This is a genomic window from Paenibacillus lentus (assembly GCF_003931855.1).
GTDB lineage: Bacteria > Bacillota > Bacilli > Paenibacillales > Paenibacillaceae > Fontibacillus > Fontibacillus lentus.
Genome location: NZ_CP034248.1, coordinates 752,090 through 769,383, shown reverse-complemented (window position 1 = coordinate 769,383; position 17,294 = coordinate 752,090). Strand labels below are relative to the sequence as shown.

The 17,294-nt window shown below is 47.3% G+C and carries 16 protein-coding genes and 1 pseudogene; 15 read left to right on the top strand and 2 right to left on the bottom strand.

Going from position 1 to position 17,294, the window contains the following annotated elements; translation table 11 throughout:
• The first annotated feature begins 134 nt into the window (after positions 1 to 134).
• The 13 genes from EIM92_RS03495 to EIM92_RS03440 all read left to right on the top strand — a co-directional run bounded on the left by EIM92_RS03495 (position 135) and on the right by EIM92_RS03440 (position 10,315).
• The gene (locus tag EIM92_RS03495) at positions 135 to 362 is read left to right on the top strand and encodes a DUF2997 domain-containing protein (RefSeq protein ID WP_125081502.1); all 228 of its coding nucleotides are present in this window, start codon (positions 135 to 137) and stop codon (positions 360 to 362) included.
• Positions 363 to 1,124, top strand: a complete 762-nt coding sequence (locus tag EIM92_RS03490; protein ID WP_125081501.1) for a hypothetical protein — start codon at positions 363 to 365, stop codon at positions 1,122 to 1,124.
• A 2-nt stretch (positions 1,125 to 1,126) separates the two neighbouring features.
• Positions 1,127 to 2,449 carry a helix-hairpin-helix domain-containing protein gene (locus EIM92_RS03485; protein WP_125081500.1) on the top strand — a complete coding sequence of 441 codons (1,323 nt, stop codon included), beginning with the start codon at positions 1,127 to 1,129 and terminating at the stop codon, positions 2,447 to 2,449.
• Positions 2,449 to 3,048 (top strand): 4Fe-4S single cluster domain-containing protein, encoded by a 600-nt coding sequence (locus tag EIM92_RS03480; RefSeq protein ID WP_125081499.1) that lies wholly within the window; start codon positions 2,449 to 2,451, stop codon positions 3,046 to 3,048. The genes EIM92_RS03485 and EIM92_RS03480 overlap by 1 nt, the downstream gene beginning before the upstream one ends.
• A gap of 73 nt (positions 3,049 to 3,121) precedes the next feature.
• On the top strand, positions 3,122 to 3,286 hold the full coding sequence (locus EIM92_RS23640) for a hypothetical protein (protein ID WP_164515030.1): 165 nt from the start codon (positions 3,122 to 3,124) through the stop codon (positions 3,284 to 3,286).
• A 108-nt stretch (positions 3,287 to 3,394) separates the two neighbouring features.
• A complete protein-coding gene (locus EIM92_RS03475) occupies positions 3,395 to 3,970 on the top strand; it encodes a TetR/AcrR family transcriptional regulator (RefSeq protein ID WP_125081498.1) in 576 nt (191 codons plus the stop codon).
• A gap of 80 nt (positions 3,971 to 4,050) precedes the next feature.
• Positions 4,051 to 4,506 carry a hypothetical protein gene (locus tag EIM92_RS03470; RefSeq protein WP_125081497.1) on the top strand — a complete coding sequence of 152 codons (456 nt, stop codon included), beginning with the start codon at positions 4,051 to 4,053 and terminating at the stop codon, positions 4,504 to 4,506.
• 364 nt (positions 4,507 to 4,870) lie between these two features.
• Complete coding sequence (locus EIM92_RS03465) at positions 4,871 to 5,167, top strand: S-layer homology domain-containing protein (RefSeq protein WP_125081496.1); 297 nt, start codon at positions 4,871 to 4,873, stop codon at positions 5,165 to 5,167.
• A 132-nt stretch (positions 5,168 to 5,299) separates the two neighbouring features.
• Positions 5,300 to 5,719 carry a DUF1259 domain-containing protein gene (locus tag EIM92_RS03460; RefSeq protein WP_125081495.1) on the top strand — a complete coding sequence of 140 codons (420 nt, stop codon included), beginning with the start codon at positions 5,300 to 5,302 and terminating at the stop codon, positions 5,717 to 5,719.
• Positions 5,720 to 5,772: 53 nt separating this feature from the next.
• Positions 5,773 to 6,195: a DUF1259 domain-containing protein gene (locus EIM92_RS03455; RefSeq protein WP_125081494.1), complete on the top strand. Its 423-nt coding sequence runs from the start codon at positions 5,773 to 5,775 to the stop codon at positions 6,193 to 6,195.
• 290 nt (positions 6,196 to 6,485) lie between these two features.
• Entirely contained in the window at positions 6,486 to 7,121 is a 636-nt protein-coding gene (locus EIM92_RS03450; protein WP_125081493.1) for a TetR/AcrR family transcriptional regulator, read from the top strand.
• 112 nt (positions 7,122 to 7,233) lie between these two features.
• Entirely contained in the window at positions 7,234 to 9,552 is a 2,319-nt protein-coding gene (locus EIM92_RS03445; protein WP_125081492.1) for an ABC transporter permease, read from the top strand.
• 4 nt (positions 9,553 to 9,556) lie between these two features.
• Complete coding sequence (locus tag EIM92_RS03440) at positions 9,557 to 10,315, top strand: ABC transporter ATP-binding protein (RefSeq protein WP_125081491.1); 759 nt, start codon at positions 9,557 to 9,559, stop codon at positions 10,313 to 10,315.
• 166 nt (positions 10,316 to 10,481) lie between these two features.
• On the opposite strand, the pseudogene EIM92_RS24085 reads toward EIM92_RS03440, so the two are convergent.
• Positions 10,482 to 10,616 (bottom strand): annotated as a pseudogene (locus EIM92_RS24085) (VOC family protein); the annotation flags it as partial.
• Positions 10,617 to 10,767: 151 nt separating this feature from the next.
• Here EIM92_RS24085 and EIM92_RS03430 point away from each other — a divergent pair.
• On the top strand, positions 10,768 to 10,986 hold the full coding sequence (locus EIM92_RS03430) for a hypothetical protein (protein WP_125081490.1): 219 nt from the start codon (positions 10,768 to 10,770) through the stop codon (positions 10,984 to 10,986).
• A 241-nt stretch (positions 10,987 to 11,227) separates the two neighbouring features.
• On the opposite strand, the gene EIM92_RS03425 is transcribed toward EIM92_RS03430, so the two are convergent.
• A complete protein-coding gene (locus EIM92_RS03425) occupies positions 11,228 to 15,265 on the bottom strand; it encodes an endo-1,4-beta-xylanase (RefSeq protein ID WP_125081489.1) in 4,038 nt (1,345 codons plus the stop codon).
• Positions 15,266 to 15,893: 628 nt separating this feature from the next.
• Here EIM92_RS03425 and EIM92_RS03420 point away from each other — a divergent pair.
• Positions 15,894 to 17,246, top strand: coding sequence for an IS4 family transposase (locus EIM92_RS03420; protein WP_125081488.1), 1,353 nt, complete (start codon positions 15,894 to 15,896; stop codon positions 17,244 to 17,246).
• Positions 17,247 to 17,294 lie beyond the last annotated feature (48 nt).

The following is a 17,294-nucleotide window of genomic DNA, read 5'->3' as shown; positions in this document are numbered from 1 at the left end:
CAGGTCTTTGGGAATATGAAGAATTTAAGTAATTGCTTAGTCTCATATGATGTCTCGGCGGGTCTTAAAAGGGATATTTTCCCGTATGTCGAATAAGTACATAGCATTTAGATTAGATAAAAGGGGCGGGGGACATGGCAAAGAAACAGATTCGAGTCCAAATCTTTCCCGATGGCCAAATTCAAGCCGATGTTATCGGGATTAAAGGGAAATCCTGCACGGATTATATCGAGATTTTAGAACAACTGCTCGACGCGGAGACGATTGATTCAGAATATACGGAAGAATATTATGAAGCCGAGCAAGTGGAGGTTCAACAACAGAATGTGAATCCGATCCAAACCAGAGAAGGGGGAAAATAAATGTCGGTTTCGCTCGCAATGATCCCTGTCGCGCTTACACTGCGCCTCGTGATGGGGAAGCAGAACTTTGATAGATGGGTCGAGTCGATGGAAGTGAAGGAGCCTTCTACCTTTCAAAATGAGCTTGAACTTGTGCGAACGGTACGTAAGGCCGGGTACGATGCAGAAAAATGGGGAGGAAGCTATAAAACTCATATAGACGGCGAAGATCTATACTTCTTCTGGGAGCTGGATGATGGCAAATGGACAGCAGTCTTTGGGAAGTCGGATTCTAAAGTAAAAATCAAACAATTTATGGCAGACATTAACCAGGCAGCCGGACGGCAGATATTTGAGCAGCTCCAAGGACAAGGCCAAAGCGGAACGGGTATCATGACATCAGCCACAGAGATTGTCGAGCCAGTAGTCACTTTTCCCACCAATTTTCGGGACGGGGAGCTTTTGTTTCGAACGCTTAAAGAATTCGGCGTTAACCCGGTACGCGCGGGCCATGCCATCACATGCAGAGTAGAGGACTCCCTGCTGCTGTTCAGGCAGTCCCAGTCCCATGACAGTCCATTTTACGTTGAGGTTCGAAATGCGCCTGATTTGCGTAAAGTATATCAATACCTGTCGGATGTAGATGAAGACTATAAACGCTGCTTGCAAGCTATGGTATATGAAAAGCTAAAGGAACGCGTAGAAGATAAGAACATGACTATCGAAAGCGAAGAAGTACTAGAGGACAACTCGATTGTGCTTACGATTAACATCAGGGGTTGATCATGATGGGATTCATAAATTTCAATCAAATCCGAGCCATTTGCGCAAATTACTCCGGTCCTGGCTATTTCGTCGAGGAGATCATTCAACACAACAAGCTGTCCAAGTTTTATAGAGCTATATCGATTCCGGTTCAGGGTTATGCCATTGCTTTTATAGATGCTACCGTATTTGGTAGTGGTAAAAATGGGCTGCTTATTACCGAAGCTGGAGTATATTGGCGCAATGACTGGATGACGGATACGAAACAGAATTATCTGAACTGGCAGGAATTCATACAGGTTGAGATCATACGGAGCGGAGATCATGACATTGAACTAGGTCCGGGTAACTTGTTCAATATGTCTGGTAGCCAATTTAATAAGGATGACCTGGTTCAACTGCTTCGGGATATTCAGAACTATACTATTCAGGCACTCGAAGTAACAGCGGTACCTAACGATAAATACTCGAAGGATGAGTTGAGAAGTTCACCTCCGGCTCCCCCAACCTCAGAGTGGATGGTAGCCATTGCCGGTCAGACTTATGGTCCTTATGATGCTTATCTTATTAAAAGTTTAGTGGGGAGCGGACAAATCCGACCTGAACAGACCCATGTCTGGAAACCGGGAATGCCGGATTGGATCCCGTTCATGAGGCAGCCTGAATTGGCTGAACTGATCAAACCTGCAATGCCGCAGGCCCCGCTCAATACTCAAGGGATGCCGGCCCCGCCGTCAGTAGAGGAGTCGATTGAATTAGCCTTGAATCCGAGGCAGGCTGGGTATGAAGTGGATATTGTGGATGTAAATACCGCATCTCGGGATGAATTAATTGAAGTTCTGGGTGTTGGAGTCGCCGGAGCCGAGCGAATCGTACAGCAGCGTGAAGCGATTGGCGGTTTTCGATTTCCTGAGCAGATTGGGGAATTATTAAGCTTGAAGCCTCATCAAGTAGAGAGGTTACGAAGGCGGGCTATTTTTACATCATTACCACGTATGGAACCGCAGCCGCACAGCATGTCTGTTCCTGCGCAGCAATCTGTGCCTGCTGCACATCAGGGGGTGGCTTCCTCCGAAGGGCTTCAACAATCATTGTCTCCACCGGTGCTGGATCTTAATACAGCCTCGGAAGGCGATATTGCAGACTTGCCGGGGGTGGGGGTTGTATTGGCCAAGAAGGCAATCCAATATCGTCAAAGCAGCAATGGCTTTCGCGCTGTAGATGAATTTTTTGAAATGCTAGGATTGAAGGAGTACGCTATCGAGCGCATTCGTCCGCTAGTTACGGTACGTTCTTCGGCGCCAACGCCTCTAAAACCCAACGTTCGGGTGGTGGATTATTGATGCTGCTGCGCGTACATCGATTTATTCCTGCGACCAAAGTGGAGGGGCCCGGTATACGTGCTTGTATTCAAGTGCAAGGATGCCCCATTCATTGCCCTGGCTGTGCAGTTCCGTTTACTTGGGCGGAAGACGGGGGGATTACGATGGAAGTGGAGCAATTGGCGGAACAAATTCTTCAAGGCCCTGAAGTTGAAGGAATTACCTTTCTGGGAGGGGAACCCTTTGCTCAAGCCCGGGCACTTGCTCATTTAGGCGGGATCCTTAAGAATGAGGGGCTTTCGATCATGACGTTTACGGGATACCTGCTTGAAAACTTGCAGCAATCGGGCAAGCAGGATGACCTCGACTTATTGGGCGTTACCGATCTGCTTATTGATGGGCCTTTTCAAAAAGACAGGCTGGATACGAGTCGTCCCTGGGTAGGCTCCTCCAATCAACGTTATCACTTCCTGTCGGATCGCTACCTTCATCTCCAGGATCAGCTGAAAGATATTCCGAACAGACTCGAGGTGCGTCTTGCTCCTGACGGCAGAGTTATGGTTAACGGGTTAGCCGAAGTTAGCGATTTAGAGGATCTATTTGGACGGCTGCTGTTATGATCAGATCCCTCTCTCATCCGCATGAGAGGGGGGGATTCACTGAATAAGGGTTAACAAGATAGGAAGATGCGATATGAGATGTGGTGAAAAATGCTTCGTTGTAACCTATGAAATCGACGGCGAGCAGAAAGAGGCTCCGATTACAGCTAGAACTCCGGTAGAAGCGCGAAAAAAGCTCCGCAGCGCCCTTGGAGATAAGCCGAATATTCTTACGGTTCGACGGGACAAGGCAAAATAAACTGGGGTGGCCATGAGGTTACATCAATGAATTCTTGCAGCCCGGATCGAGCTGTGCTATATTTCTTTTAATTGGTCAACCAACCAAATTGAAAAATAGGGTGATGGCATGGTACAGCAAAAGCGGGATAAAGTCGTAGAGGCCGCATTCAAAGTGATGTCGGAAAAGGGATACGAAAAAGCATCCATTAAAGACATTGCTAACGAGGCGGGGATCACGCCCGGATTAATTCATTATTATTTTAGAAATAAAGAAGAAATCTTGACCGAGCTGTTACTCGCTTCCTCGCAGCAGTACACACGGGATATGCAACAGCTTCAATCCAGCGTACCTTCAGATCATCTCGCGAAAGCAGCTCTTAACGAGCCCAAAGAGCGTGTGGAAAGGCAGCCTGACTGGTATAAGCTCCGTTTTGAATTGTTTGCTCTGGGGCTTCGCAATCCGCAAATTTCGGACCGGGTGAATGCTTTGTTGGAGAATGCTCGTACCGGAATTGAGCAAATTCTGCACAAGGTTGCTGGTGACGCCGGAGAAGAAGCGGATACGGATTCAATTGCGGCGATTATGCTGGCTTGCTTTGATGGATTAGCTTTACAGAAGCTGTTAAATCCAGAGTTTGATTTGGATCGTGCATACCTGGAACTCGAGAAAATGGTGAGAAGCAGATATAATATGACCGAATAAGAGCCTGCTTTTCTTTTTTTGCATGGATTTGGTTGGTTGACCAACTAATTTGCGATTTAATCAAAAAGGAGAGGATTACAATGTTGATTTTTATTTTGAATGCCATTGAAAATGTGGTGCTGGGCCTTATTGTGGGCGGAGCGATCGTCATGGCCGCGGGGGTTCGCCCGTTGTTGTCCGACAGGCTGGCCTTAAGCGTTGAAACGGGGATGGCCCCGCTGTTTGAGGAGATATCCATTAACGCCTGGAACAGGTATAACCGATTGGCGTTTGCCGCAGCCGTATTATTGTTCTTCGTTGATATGATAAGGTTACTCAGCGCACTGTCATCAGCCTATTGGCATTTGGGCTTAACCTTATTGATGCTGGCCGCCCTTATTGGCAAGCTTGTCATCGATAAGCAGTTGAAGCAGCGCTTAAGCACTTATGGGGCAGCCGCAGTCAATAGCAAGGAACAAAATGCGGGCCACCGTCAGGTCGAATGGCTAACGAAATTGATCCTAGTTATTGCTTTGCTGCTAGTTATATTACCGTAGATGCAAAGGTGCAGGCAGCTCCGTCCCGAGCCGCTAAGTCCAATATCCAGAACAGAACATGTGAATAAATCAAGCATGTTCTTTGAAAGTATGAGCAGCCCAGGCTATGGATATATATGTAACAAAAATGGGTGGATTTTTCATGGACGCTGCTGAAGCGACCGTGATATCATTTTGTGCTTAATATGTTGAAAGGACGTGGTGTTCCGCCAGAAATGGGGAGTCAACTGCAGCACTCTAGCTATAACAACAGTCCCATAATAAAGGAGTAAGAAGACCATGAAGTTTTCTAACACAAAATTAGTAATTAAGATTGCCCTTTGCGTCATACTTGCCATTTCTATCATTCCTATAAGCAATACATATGCGGCGAAACAGCGATTTACGGATGTACCTTCCCAATCACTGGGCGAGACCTGCCATAGAGTCTCTGGCTGATTCCAAGTTAATGAATGGCTTCAGCGATGGATCGTTCAAGATTCCAGTCGTTTCAGCGCAATTATTCCACTTCTACTTCGGGGAGAAATGGAAGACCGTTTGGAACTATTTTAATCGCAATGACATTCCGGAGCAGTTCAAGTTAAACGGCAGAATAGTGAAGGTGTCGTATGACTACTTTACAGGCATTCTAACGATGAAGATTGACAGCAAGTCTTCTTAAAATTCAATTCGCAGGACACGATCTTTCAATAGATGAGTGTCCTTTTTTTATTGCATAAAATGAGTGATTCGCCTAATTCATTTTTTCTTCCTAGTCTTAAGATGGATAGAAAATGATCAAAGGAGGATTTGCATGGCAAGGCATGTGAAGGTAAGTCCGCAATTCAAAAGGCTGTGTAATCAATTTGCAAGAATTCTAGGGGGTGAATCAGAAATTGAAGAAGGGCCGGTTTGTTTTGTCACGCGGATGACGGATTTAAATGAGACGATCCTGGGAAGAAGAACGCGATCCCCGCTGGTTCAGATGCAAATGTTCTCGTTTGAATCATTGGATAAATCGGGGCGCGCGCTTTGTTTGGGCGAGACGGCCGTACATCAGAACCAGGCTAATCGCCTAATCTCAAATCTTCGTAAACGGGGGATAAAGGTGACTGCCCTTCATAATCACTGGCTTAATGAAAATCCGCGCTTAATGTATATCCACTGGGAGGCCATTTCAAATCCTGTTGTGTTTGCGAGAAATACCAAAGAATCCATTGCGTTTCTGGGTTAATGCAGCTTGTGCACGAAGTTGATAATTATTATGAAATGAAAGGATGAACTTATTTGGCGGAACAAGTGAAAGCAAGTCCCCGCTTTAGAAGATTATGTAATCAATTTTCAAGTATTTTAGGTGGAACGGAGCACGAGATCACCAGAGGCCCGGTTTGTTTTGTATCAAGAAATAGGAGAATTAACGCTACAATTTTGGGGAGAAGAACCACCTCACCTTTAATCCGTTATCAGCTGTTCTCGTTTGAATCGCTGGACAGTTCAGGTCGTGCGCTATGTCTAGGGGAAACGGCTCTCTTCCAGAATCAAGTCAATCAATTGCTGAGTAATCTTCGCAACAACGGAATTACAGTAACGGCAGTCCATAATCACTGGCTGTTTGAGAAGCCGCGTCTGATGTATGTCCACTGGGAATCGATCGACAACCCCATTGCATTCGCAAGAAAAGTCAAACGTTCTATTGCTTTCTTAGGTTAAGATTATTAGCTGAGTGACTGTATCATTTGAAGGTAGATTGTTAAGTCCGGCCGCATAGAGGCTGGGCTTTTTTTTATGCTCAAAGTGGTCTTGGCGTCTTATGACAGTGGTTGACCATATTTGGCGGACAAAGGCGGAGCAGCGTTTAAACACTAACACGGCGGCTGTATGAACAGTAAGGAGCAACATACGGGCCACCTCTTGACATCTCAAAATGACATGTTACGATATAATCGACAGACAGTCGGTCGGTGAGTCGGAGAAGTAGGGTAGTGTGGGGAGGTGCGACAATGAGAGTTGTAAAAAATGCAGAGGAGCGCAGAAACGAAGTACTGGATGCGGCGGATGAGCTCTTTGGTCGAAAGGGCTTTGATGGGACAAGCACAAACGATATTCTCGAGAAGGTCGGAATTGCGCGGGGAACCTTGTATCATCACTTCAGGTCAAAGGAAGATATTATGGACGCGCTGATTGAGCGGTATAGCGCCCGTCTTCTAGATGCAGCTCAGAAGGCTGCTGCAGACAGGAGCATTCCCGTTGTCGAGCGTATGATCCGTGTTGTTATGGCACTGAATATAAGCGGCGGAAGCAGCGAGGAGATTATGGAGCATATCCACAAGCCGCAGAATGCGCTGATGCATCAAAAAATACAAAAGGTGATTATCCATGGTGTTCCGCCGATATTAACGGAAATTATCCGCGAGGGGATTGAGCAGGGAGTGTTCCACACCCCGTATCCCTATGAGTGCATGGAAATGGTTGTAATTTATGCGAGTACCGTTTTCGACGGTGACATGGTGGTATTGACGGAGGAGGAGCGTCTGTCGCGAATGCTTGCCTTTATCTACAACCTAGAACGACTGCTTGGCGCAGAAAGTGGAAGCTTGGGGGACATTATGGGGATGTTTGGGATGAATCAGGAGTAACTTGAGTAATCGTATGCGTGACGACGTGAACTTATTTAGTTTTAGCTCTAGTTCTGTATAACTGGCAACGGTAATTCGGAACGATCAGAAAGCTTGAGCACAGGGGTGACTTATGTATTTCCGATTAATACGCGATGATATTTCAAATAGCAAGCTGATCACGCTGACCACCACGATATTTGTAGCAGCGGCAGCGATGCTTGTCTCGCTTGCGGCGATACTCATTGTCAATTTGTCAGGAGCGATAGATACGCTGATGACGCGGGCGGAGACGCCTCATTTTATGCAGATGCATGCAGGTGAGTTTGATCCAGCCCGGCTAACGGAATTTGCGGAACAGCACAGCAATGTAGAGGAATTTCAAGTACTGGAGTTTCTCAATATGGATGGTGCGCGGATTGTATTAGGCGATCATTCGCTTGCAGACCGTGTCCAGGATAACGGATTCAGCGTCCAGAGCGATAAGTTTGACCATCTGCTTGATCTGAACGGGAACATCATAGACGTATCTGATGGCGAGCTGTATGTACCCATCAATTATATGAGAGATAACACTGCAAAGATTGGCGACCGGGCCGTCATCAGTGGCAAGGAGTTTATCGTTACGGGATTTCTGCGTGATTCGCAGATGAATTCTATGCTCTCTTCCTCGAAGCGATTTCTGGTTAGTGCCAAGGACTTCGCAGATTTAAAAGGCCTGGGTAGTACGGAATACCTGATTGAATTCAGGTTGAAGGATTTATCGGCATTAGGGGCTTTCGAGACGGCCTATGCTGCGGCAGGATTGGAAGCGAACGGGCCGACGATTACATATCCGCTTTTTAAAATGATCAATGCGCTTTCCGATGGGATAATGATCGGGGTCATCCTGCTAGTGAGCGTGCTTGTCGTGTGCATCGCCTTGATGTGCATACGCTTTACGCTTCTTGCAAAAATTGAAGACGATTACCGCGAAATCGGAGTGATGAAGACATTAGGGCTGCGTATTTCCGACATCAAGAAGATTTATCTTGCCAAATATGCGGCCATTGCGGCGGCGGGGTGCCTGCTGGGCTTTGGACTGTCCTTTGTCTTCCAGGATCTACTGCTTGAAAATATCCGGCTTTATATGGGTGAAAGCAGCCATTCCTCTTTGGCACCGTTTTTTGGAATCATTGGTATCCTGCTTGTTTTTCTTGCGATTATGGCTTATGTGAACGGAGTGCTGAGGCGCTTTCGGAGGATTTTTGCTGCGGAAGCCATCCGCTTCGGTACCTCGCAGGAAAAAGCGATAGTTACAAAGCATTTGCTCTTGAGCACGAACCGGCTGTTTAACACGAATGTTTTTCTAGGGGTCAAGGATGTTATTGCCAGAAAAAAGTTATACGCCACCATGTTGATCGTGCTGATCATCTCCGTATTTATCATGATTGTGCCACAGAATTTGTACAACACGATTTCCTCCAACAGCTTCATTCAATATATGGGGGTCGGGAGCTATGATTTACGCTTTGATCTCCAGCAGACTGACCAGATTTCTGAGAAAGCCGCGGATATTGTAAAGACGCTGAAAGACGACGAGGCGATTTCCGAGTATGCCGTGCTTGCCACAAAAACGTTTAAAGTACAAACAGAGACCGGAGCGGATAAAAATATAAAAGTGGAGCTCGGCGACCATTCGATATTTCCCATCGCTTACTCTCCGGGCAGAGCACCTGTCAATGCAGACGAAATTGCACTGTCGATTTTGAATGCGGAGGAGCTAGGCAAAAAGGTCGGCGATGTCATAACACTGGTGATCGAAGGGAAGGACAGAAATCTTACGGTCAGCGGCATTTATTCCGACATTACCAATGGAGGCAAAACGGCAAAGGCAGTTTTCAATGACCATTCATCAGACGTGATGTGGTATATCATCTGTGCAGAGCTTGAAGATCCTTCCCTGATCCATAGCAAGGTGGCGGACTATGCGGGCAGATTTGCTTACGCTAAGGTTTCGGATATGGATGCGTATATTGCACAGACGTTTGGTTCGACAATAAGCTCCGTCGGAAAGGCCTCCTATGCGGCCATTGCGGTGGCCCTCATAATCATGGTACTGGTTACACTGCTGTTCATGAAACTGCTTGTCGCCAAAGACAGATACTCCATTGCCGTCATGAAAGTTTTTGGTTTTACGAACTCCGATATCCAGGCGCAGTATGTCTCGCGTGCGGCATTCGTTCTAATTGCTGGAATTGTGCTCGGCACGATTCTGGCGAATACGCTCGGAGAGATGCTTGCCGGGGTGGTGATCTCCTCCTTTGGGGCTTCAACGTTTCGTTTTACGGTCGAACCGCTTGCCGCCTATCTGCTAAATCCGCTGATCATGACCGGTTCGGTGCTGATCGCAACCATCCTTGGTACTGCGGGAGCGGGGCGAATCACAATTACCGAACATATAAAGGAGTAGGCCTATGAAGAAAATCATGATTGGTGATCATATTGTAAAATCCTTCGGTGAGGGCGACGAAAAACGCAATGTGCTGGACGGCGTGACCGTGGCTATCGATGAAGGCGAGTTCGTGGCCGTCATGGGGCCTTCGGGCTCGGGAAAATCCACGCTGATGTTTGCCCTGAGCGGTACGGATTGCGTGGATGGGGGACAGGTCTTTTTTGATGGCAGGAATTTATCGGAGTTCGGGGAGAATGAGCTTGCGGATATGCGCAGAACCCAAATGGGCTTTGTATTTCAACAGCCGACGATGCTGAAACACCTGAACATTCTCGACAACATCATTCTACCTTCTATGCGAGGCAGCAGAAAGAACGCCGCGGACATTACGGCAAAGGCATTGGCGCTTATGCAAAGAGTAGGCATTGCAGAGCTTGAGAAGCGCGATATTACCCAGGTATCCGGGGGGCAGCTGCAGCGGGCGGGAATATGTCGTGCGCTGATGAACAGCCCGAAAATTATTTTCGGCGACGAGCCTACCGGCGCGCTTAACTCCAAATCGGCGGAGGAGATTATGGACATCTTTTCAGAAATCAACGCAGAGGGGACCGCGATTATGCTTGTGACCCACGACGCGAAGGTTGCGGCGCGGACGGAACGTATTATGTTTATGCGGGATGGAGCCATCATCAGCGAATTGACACTTCCGAAGTTTAACGGAATGGATACCGATGGAAGGATCGGGCAGGTAACGGCGAAAATGAGAGAAATAGGGATCTAGCCTGCAAAAAGCCAAAATGAGTGGAAGGTATGTAGCTACAAAAAGCTAAAATGGGAAATAGGCGTATAGATGTAAAAAGCTAAAATGAGCGATTTAGGCAAATAGCTGCAAAAATAAGATAGCAAGTCCCATTCATAGCTTTAGGCGGCTGAGATGGGGCAAAATGCTATTTTACGTTTTGATCCGGCTGGTGAACACCGAAAATATTGCCTTCCGTGTCCGTGTAATATCCTTGCCACGCCATCCCTGGCAGGGCATGCTTCGATACTGCAACCTTGCCTCCAAGCTGAAGAATTTTGGCGGGACCGTATTCGTTAATGCGGGTGCATGTAGACTAATGAATTAGAAAAAATAGTGCGAGTGACAAATGTCACGGAAATAAATATTTAAATTTTAAATAATAGCACTAGTAGCTGTACCACGGAGATCAATTGGCAAGGAGGGCATGAGACATGGCAATCGGTCGTGGAGCCGTTGAGCAGGATTATATTATTGAGCGTGTACGAGAATTATTTCAATGCAGAGTTTTATGGAGCGAAGGGCGTCCATGCCTGGAGTATAGGAGCATCGAAGAACTGGATCGAATCGCGGAATACATCCGGGCTAATTTCGAAGTTGAGCTTCTAGATGTATTTTTTACAGCGGTTGAAAGCTTGCCCGAGGATAATTAGAACGTATGTTTATGGATGATATGGATGATATGAAGGTGAAAAGGATCTCAGACCCCAATAAACGATGGATTTCAATGGGGTAGAGAATGATAAGCTTTAGAAGCTTTAACTTAGCTAGCAATAAATACCTTGCTCCAAGTGAATAATTGAATAAATTAGCAAGCATAATTTTAAAAAGCTGACATCGGTATGACCCGGGCGTCAGCTTTTTTTGTTCAAGGCTCAGTTCAACTAACGGAGATTACAGCTTCCAAATGCGGTACAGCATGACAGCCGCTTCAGCGCGAGTGAGCGGTTCGTTCGGCGCAAGCTTGTCGTTTTTGCCCGCTACGAAGCCGTTTTTTACGAGCGATGTAATGTTATCTTTGGCATAGGCGGCAATGCTCCCCGCATCTGTATAAGCGTCTAAAGCAGCGCTGCCTTCGAATGGCTTGCCCACAGCCGCAAGCGCTCGTGCCGATAGAGCCATCATATCTTGGCGAGAGATCGGGCTATCAGGTCTGAACGTGTTGTCCGTGAACCCAGCGGCGATGCCGAGTTCCCTGGCAATGGCCAGTGCATCTTTATAATAAGCCGTGGCCGGGACATCACTGAAGGCGACCTCGGAATGGCCGGCACTTTTCAGTTCCAGGGTTGTTATAAGCAGCGAGATGAAGTCTGCCCTAGTTATAGTAGCTTCTGGATAAAAGCTCTGGTCATCCGTTCCTTTGATCAGCTCACGGGCGGCCAATGCGTCAATGGCTTGTTTTGCCCAAGATACATTCTGCAGATCGTCGAAGGATCTAGATACATAGGTTACGGCAAAGGTACCCAATGGAGTGGTTTGGAAAGCCACTGTTCCGGTTGCTGCGTCATATCGTCCGTTCGGAATTGGTGTCGCATTACCGTTGCCATCGATATACAGAACGACGATGTGATCTGGATGGCTCAGCTCTTCCGCGGACGGTGTGTAAGGAAGGGCTATTTTTACAGAAGAATTTGGATTAGTCCAGGCAATCGCCTTGTCGCCAGCTATGACGCTCAATTCGACCATCGGGCGATTGCCGATTTGCTGCTGCAGGGTAGCTGCAGCTGCATTCAACCCTTCTGTGGAAGCGCTGCCTACGCGGATGGATGCATGCTCAGCGTCTGTTGCCACGCCTGCCAGTAACGTGCTGGGAATTTGAAGCGCTGCGTTTTTCATTTTTAGCAAGAGCATAAAAGGCTCATGATTTTTCATGTGTCGGATAGGCAGCTGAATTTCATAGGATTCCGTATCTGGCTGCTCCAGCACATCGATTATAATTTGCTTTCTGCCGTTTGCTGCTGGGGGAGCTTGCTCAAGCGCATTGTCTAGTTGGTCGCTAGTTATAGCACCCGTCGCACGTCCATTGTCGATCTTCACTCCCGGTTTGATCGTGACCATGCCGTCTTTGGCCTCAATGGTTCCTATCTGCTGGGCATTTGTGCTGCCGTTATTGGAGGTATCGCTATTGGTGCTTCCGTCTTTGTTTCCGTGACTACTCGAGGCGCCGCCCCTTCCGCCCCTTCCCCCACGGCTTCCGCCGCTGCTATCCCCGCTACCACCGCTTGGGTTGCCGGGTTTGCCGATCAGGGACAGCACACCAAAAATGGAAGTGTCCTGATATCCGTTGCCAGTGGTATCGTTCCAGGCAGCGACGCTTTGACGGGCTCCGTCTTTGGCGTCATTGATTTGGGCATCGAAGCCGATTAGCAGGTTATTGGTTGGAGTAATTGACTTGAAAGGGATCTTCATTTCCACTGTATAATTCGAGCCGGAAACCTGGGTTGCCGATTCAAACCCTTCTGCGATAGTTGGCGGGTTAAATGAAGTTTCGTTGTCAAAGTTGATTCTATACTGCCCATCGTCGCCTTGATAGAACGAGGTTCTGGCATTGTTCTCATCGAGGAAGACTTCGACAGAGTCCTGCTCCCATGCGTTGTCGCTTGACTTATCAAGCTGGGCATCGCTAACCTGAATCAATACATAAAGGTTTTTATCGTCCCACAGCGCTTTAGCTACGCCGCTGGCCCCCTGCCATGCCATTTGATACTGATTGATTGGCATACTGGCGGTGTTGTTCCAGACCGCGTCCATGCTCCCATCGATCACAGGGGTAGCGAATGCAGCAGTTGAGCGCTTGGCCTCGCTATACTCTGGCTCATGCTCTGCGATAAATTTGTCCGGATCGATGACCGCATAGTAGGCCGGTTTGGCCAGTAGCTTTTTATTGAACAGTAAAGGATTCGAAGAGGCTCGCCAGCTTGAGCCATCATCTAAGCCCCAGAAGGTAACGCGTGCGATATGATCGGCATGCTCTTTATACATCTTGAATAACTGTGCGTACAAATAGCCCTGAGCATCGGCAAGCTTGTCGGAGAGCTGATAGTCGCTTCCAGCCTGAATGTCCAGCTCGGTGATGCTGACTTCTACGCCTAAGGAGATGAATTTTTTCAAGGATAGCTCTACATTAGTAGGGTTCGTGTTCACTGAATAGTGTCCCTGCATACCAACACCGTCGATCAGCAGTTTGCCAGGGTGCGTCTTGGCGTAATTCTCATTGATCTCTTTGACCATTCTGTAAATAGCTTCAGCTTTATTGTGGTTATCATCGTTGTAGTCATTGTAGTAGAGCTCGATATCCCAGCCCTTCTCATCCAGCACCTCTCTTGTTGCCAGGAACGCCTGCTCGACAAAATCCGGGCCAATAGCTTGGTACCATGGGGACTTGCGCAGCGCCTCTTTCCAGTCTGTCGGGTTAGGCGGGTTATCCGCCATCGCTTCGTTCACGACATCCCAGGAAATCACTCTTTCGCCAAAATGCTCTACGACCGTTCTGATGTGGGTCTTCATATTATTAAGCGCTTCTTCTCTACTTAATGGGACGTTATTCACTATGTCCGTATGCATCCAATCCTTCGTTTGCTGATGCCATACCAGCACATGACCGTGCATCTGCAGGCCTTCGTCTAGCACCTTATTCACCATCCTGTCGGCGGCATCAAAGGTAAAGTTGCCTTTCTCAGGCTGAAGGGCATCTGGCTTCATGGCATTGCCAGCTGTTGCGATATTGTGATGCATGCTCAGTAGTTCAAGACGAATCCCTTCGAGGTCCTCAGCCGATATCGCGTTGCCTATCAGGAATTTGTCTTGGTAAACCTGCTTGATTGGGGGCAGATCCTTCTCGATCTCGGTCGGTTCAGATGAGAGTTTCTCAAAGCTAATATCATCGATATAAAAAGATGCAGTAGCATGAGGGCTCTCGATATAGATGGTTATATATTCGCTGCTGATGCTGTTATAACGGTAGATTCCCTCCAACTTAACCCAATCGTCGCTGGCGTTGATCGTTTTGTCGGCAAGAGTGACATAGCTTGCGCTGCCCCCATTGCCGATTTGCGTGGATAGCTGAATTTGCGAGTTTGCGGGATCAATCAGCTTGACCCAGGCTGTGATTTTATACTCGCTGCCCTTATCGATGTATTGCTCAACACGCAATGATGGACCGTGCCAGGTGTCAGATCTGTCCTCGACTTTCAAAGCATAGGAGCCGTCTGTGGTATGATTTGCCTCATTCGTGACTGTTAGAGTTTCCGTCGTTGCTCTGCCTTCAAAACCGCCCGACTTCTGATCCTCAAAAGTAATCGGAGTGAAGTCCTTGGCTGGCGGCCTTGGTGGCTCAGGATCTCCGCCGCCGGATGATGCTTTCTCGGTGAACAGAACATCTCCGATATAGAACGGAACAGTTGCACCCTCATTGTTCGATTTTATACGTAGAGCTGAATCTTTGCTGGTATCTACGGTAAAGTCTCTGGTCAGGATTAAGGCGCTTCCGGCTACAAAATCTGCCTCCTCCAAAGTGGAGTAGCTATCTACTGTTTGTAATACAGCATTTGCGCCGCTAGGTACATTTTCATTTGCATCAACGTATACAGAAGCGGTTACCGTATAGGTTTTGCCATTGACGAGGCCGATATCAGCGAATTTGAAATCAACGGCATCATAGTCGTTGGATCGGTTGCTTACATATAAAGCCGCTCCATCGTCATTGCCGTCAAAGACTTTGCCGGTGAGCGGCGTCAGGCTGACTCCACCGGATTGCACAGCTTTCCCTTTGCCATCTGCAAAGGTTTCGTGATATACCGTACGTGCTGGCCTCTGCGCACTATCCGCGCTTGACGTCGCTGAAGCTCCTGCTGCTGGAGCCAGCCATCCTAAAGGAATAAGCAGGATTGCCGCAAGCAAACTCGTGATGGCTTGTTTGAACATTTTACCCATTCGCTCTACTCCTCCTAAATTATAAATTTAGTTAAGCGCTTTCGATGTTTGGAATGCAACCTCCCTTCCCACCCTAAATCATAGCATCCGTGCTAAAAACGCTTCTAGCTAGAAATTAAAGAATATTCCCTAGTTTTTATATATAAAATTTTCATGGGTATGTTCATCGGGGCGTTCACTTCAAGTTAAGGAAGAGAGGCCCTGAGGCCGAGAGGCTATAATTGAAGGTTTGAAGGATTGACGGATTGATGGGTTGATGGATTGATGGATTGAGTAGCCATCGTTTGTTCAAAAGTATGATCGAGGCTGAACTCAAGCGCATCGCATGCCTGCTGTATGGAGTCATTGAGTAGAGGCCTCTCCTTCTTCGCAAAAGGGGATTGACGGATTGATGTTGATGGATTGGTGTTGATAGATTGATGGATCGGCGGATTGATGGGTTGGTGGATTGGCGTTGATAAATTGATGGATTACTTACTCAACTTTCGCACCTAGAAAAATGACTTAAACCCTTGAGTGCGCAAGAAGAATTCAATAGATTTACTCGTATTGACAAAAAAACACCTTGCTTGTTTGGTATCATGGAAGTGTCTAATCAACCATACCAACAAGAAAGGTGTGTAACCCTATGTTACAACAACATTCCCTGTCTGAACAGTCTCACTTTCCCAAAATTTTTGCCAGTCTCCACATCGGAAAAACGTTACGACAAGCGGGTATTTCTAAATCTTTCGGTCTTTCAAGTCTAGCGATTTTCCAAATCGTGTTCTCTTTGGTCTTTGAGGGGAAAAACTGGTTTCGACTCCTGGAAAGTGATCGCGGAGCAGATCTTCCCGGCAAGGATGTTATCTACCGTTTTTTGAATCAGGCTTCTTTTGCTTGGCGGCGCTTTTTGCAGGCTTTGAGTCTTCGAATCGTGCACCATTTCGAATCGCTCATTTCGTCCCACCGGGTACGTGTGTTCATTATTGACGATTCCGTGCTCAGCCGAAATCGTAGCAGAAAAGCGGAACTCTTGGCACGTGTATTTGACCACTCCACAGGCAAATTCACCAAAGGTTACACTATGCTAACGCTAGGCTGGTCAGACGGATTTAGTTTTGCTCCGCTTGATTTTGTCATGCTGTCTTCCGCTAAATTAGCCAACCGTCTGTGCGAAATGGCTTCGAATCTTTCCAAACGCAGTAACGGCTACAAACGCCGGATGGAGGCCTTTTCTCGAAAGCCGGATGCTGTCGTAGCCTTGCTGGAACGAGCCTTACGTGGAGGATTCACCGCTGATTACGTGCTTATGGATAGCTGGTTTACGCAAGCTCCACTGCTTCGCGAGCTCACTGGCCAAGGTCTGCCCGTGATTGGCATGGTTAAAGAAATGAAACAACGCTATCTAGTTCAAGGCAAGCGAATGACACTGCGCGAGGTGTTTCAAAGCCTTCCTGCATCGAATGCCAAAGATATTAAAGGCTCGATCATCGTACACACCGCCTGCGGTCTACCCGTGAAGCTTGTGTTTGTCCGCAACCGGAATAAAAAACGGGAGTGGCTGGCGATTTTAAGTACAGATGTGACGCTTGATGCGACTGAAATCGTACGTATTTACGGTATGCGCTGGAGCATAGAGACCTTTTTCAAAGTCACCAAAAGCTACTTAAAACTGGGAACCGAATTCCAAGGCCGCTCCTTTGATCAGCTGATTAGCCACACCACGATTGTATTCAGCCGATATTTGGCGATGGAATACGAACGACGCCAATCGAGTGATGACCGAACATTGGGAGGACTCTTTTTCCTCTTTGCTGATGAGGTCCGCGATCTAGATTACCAGACTGCACTTCAGCAGCTCATGAGTTTATTTCTCGAAATGTCCCAGGCGAAAACAAAGAAGAACAAAACAGCTGTATTTTGTCAACTACAGGAATGGATCTCCGGTTTACCCAGCTATATTAAGGGTTTGTTTGGAGATTTGAGCTGCGAAAGTTGAGTTACTTATTAATGAAATATCAAAACAATTTTGTACTAAGAGGGCAGG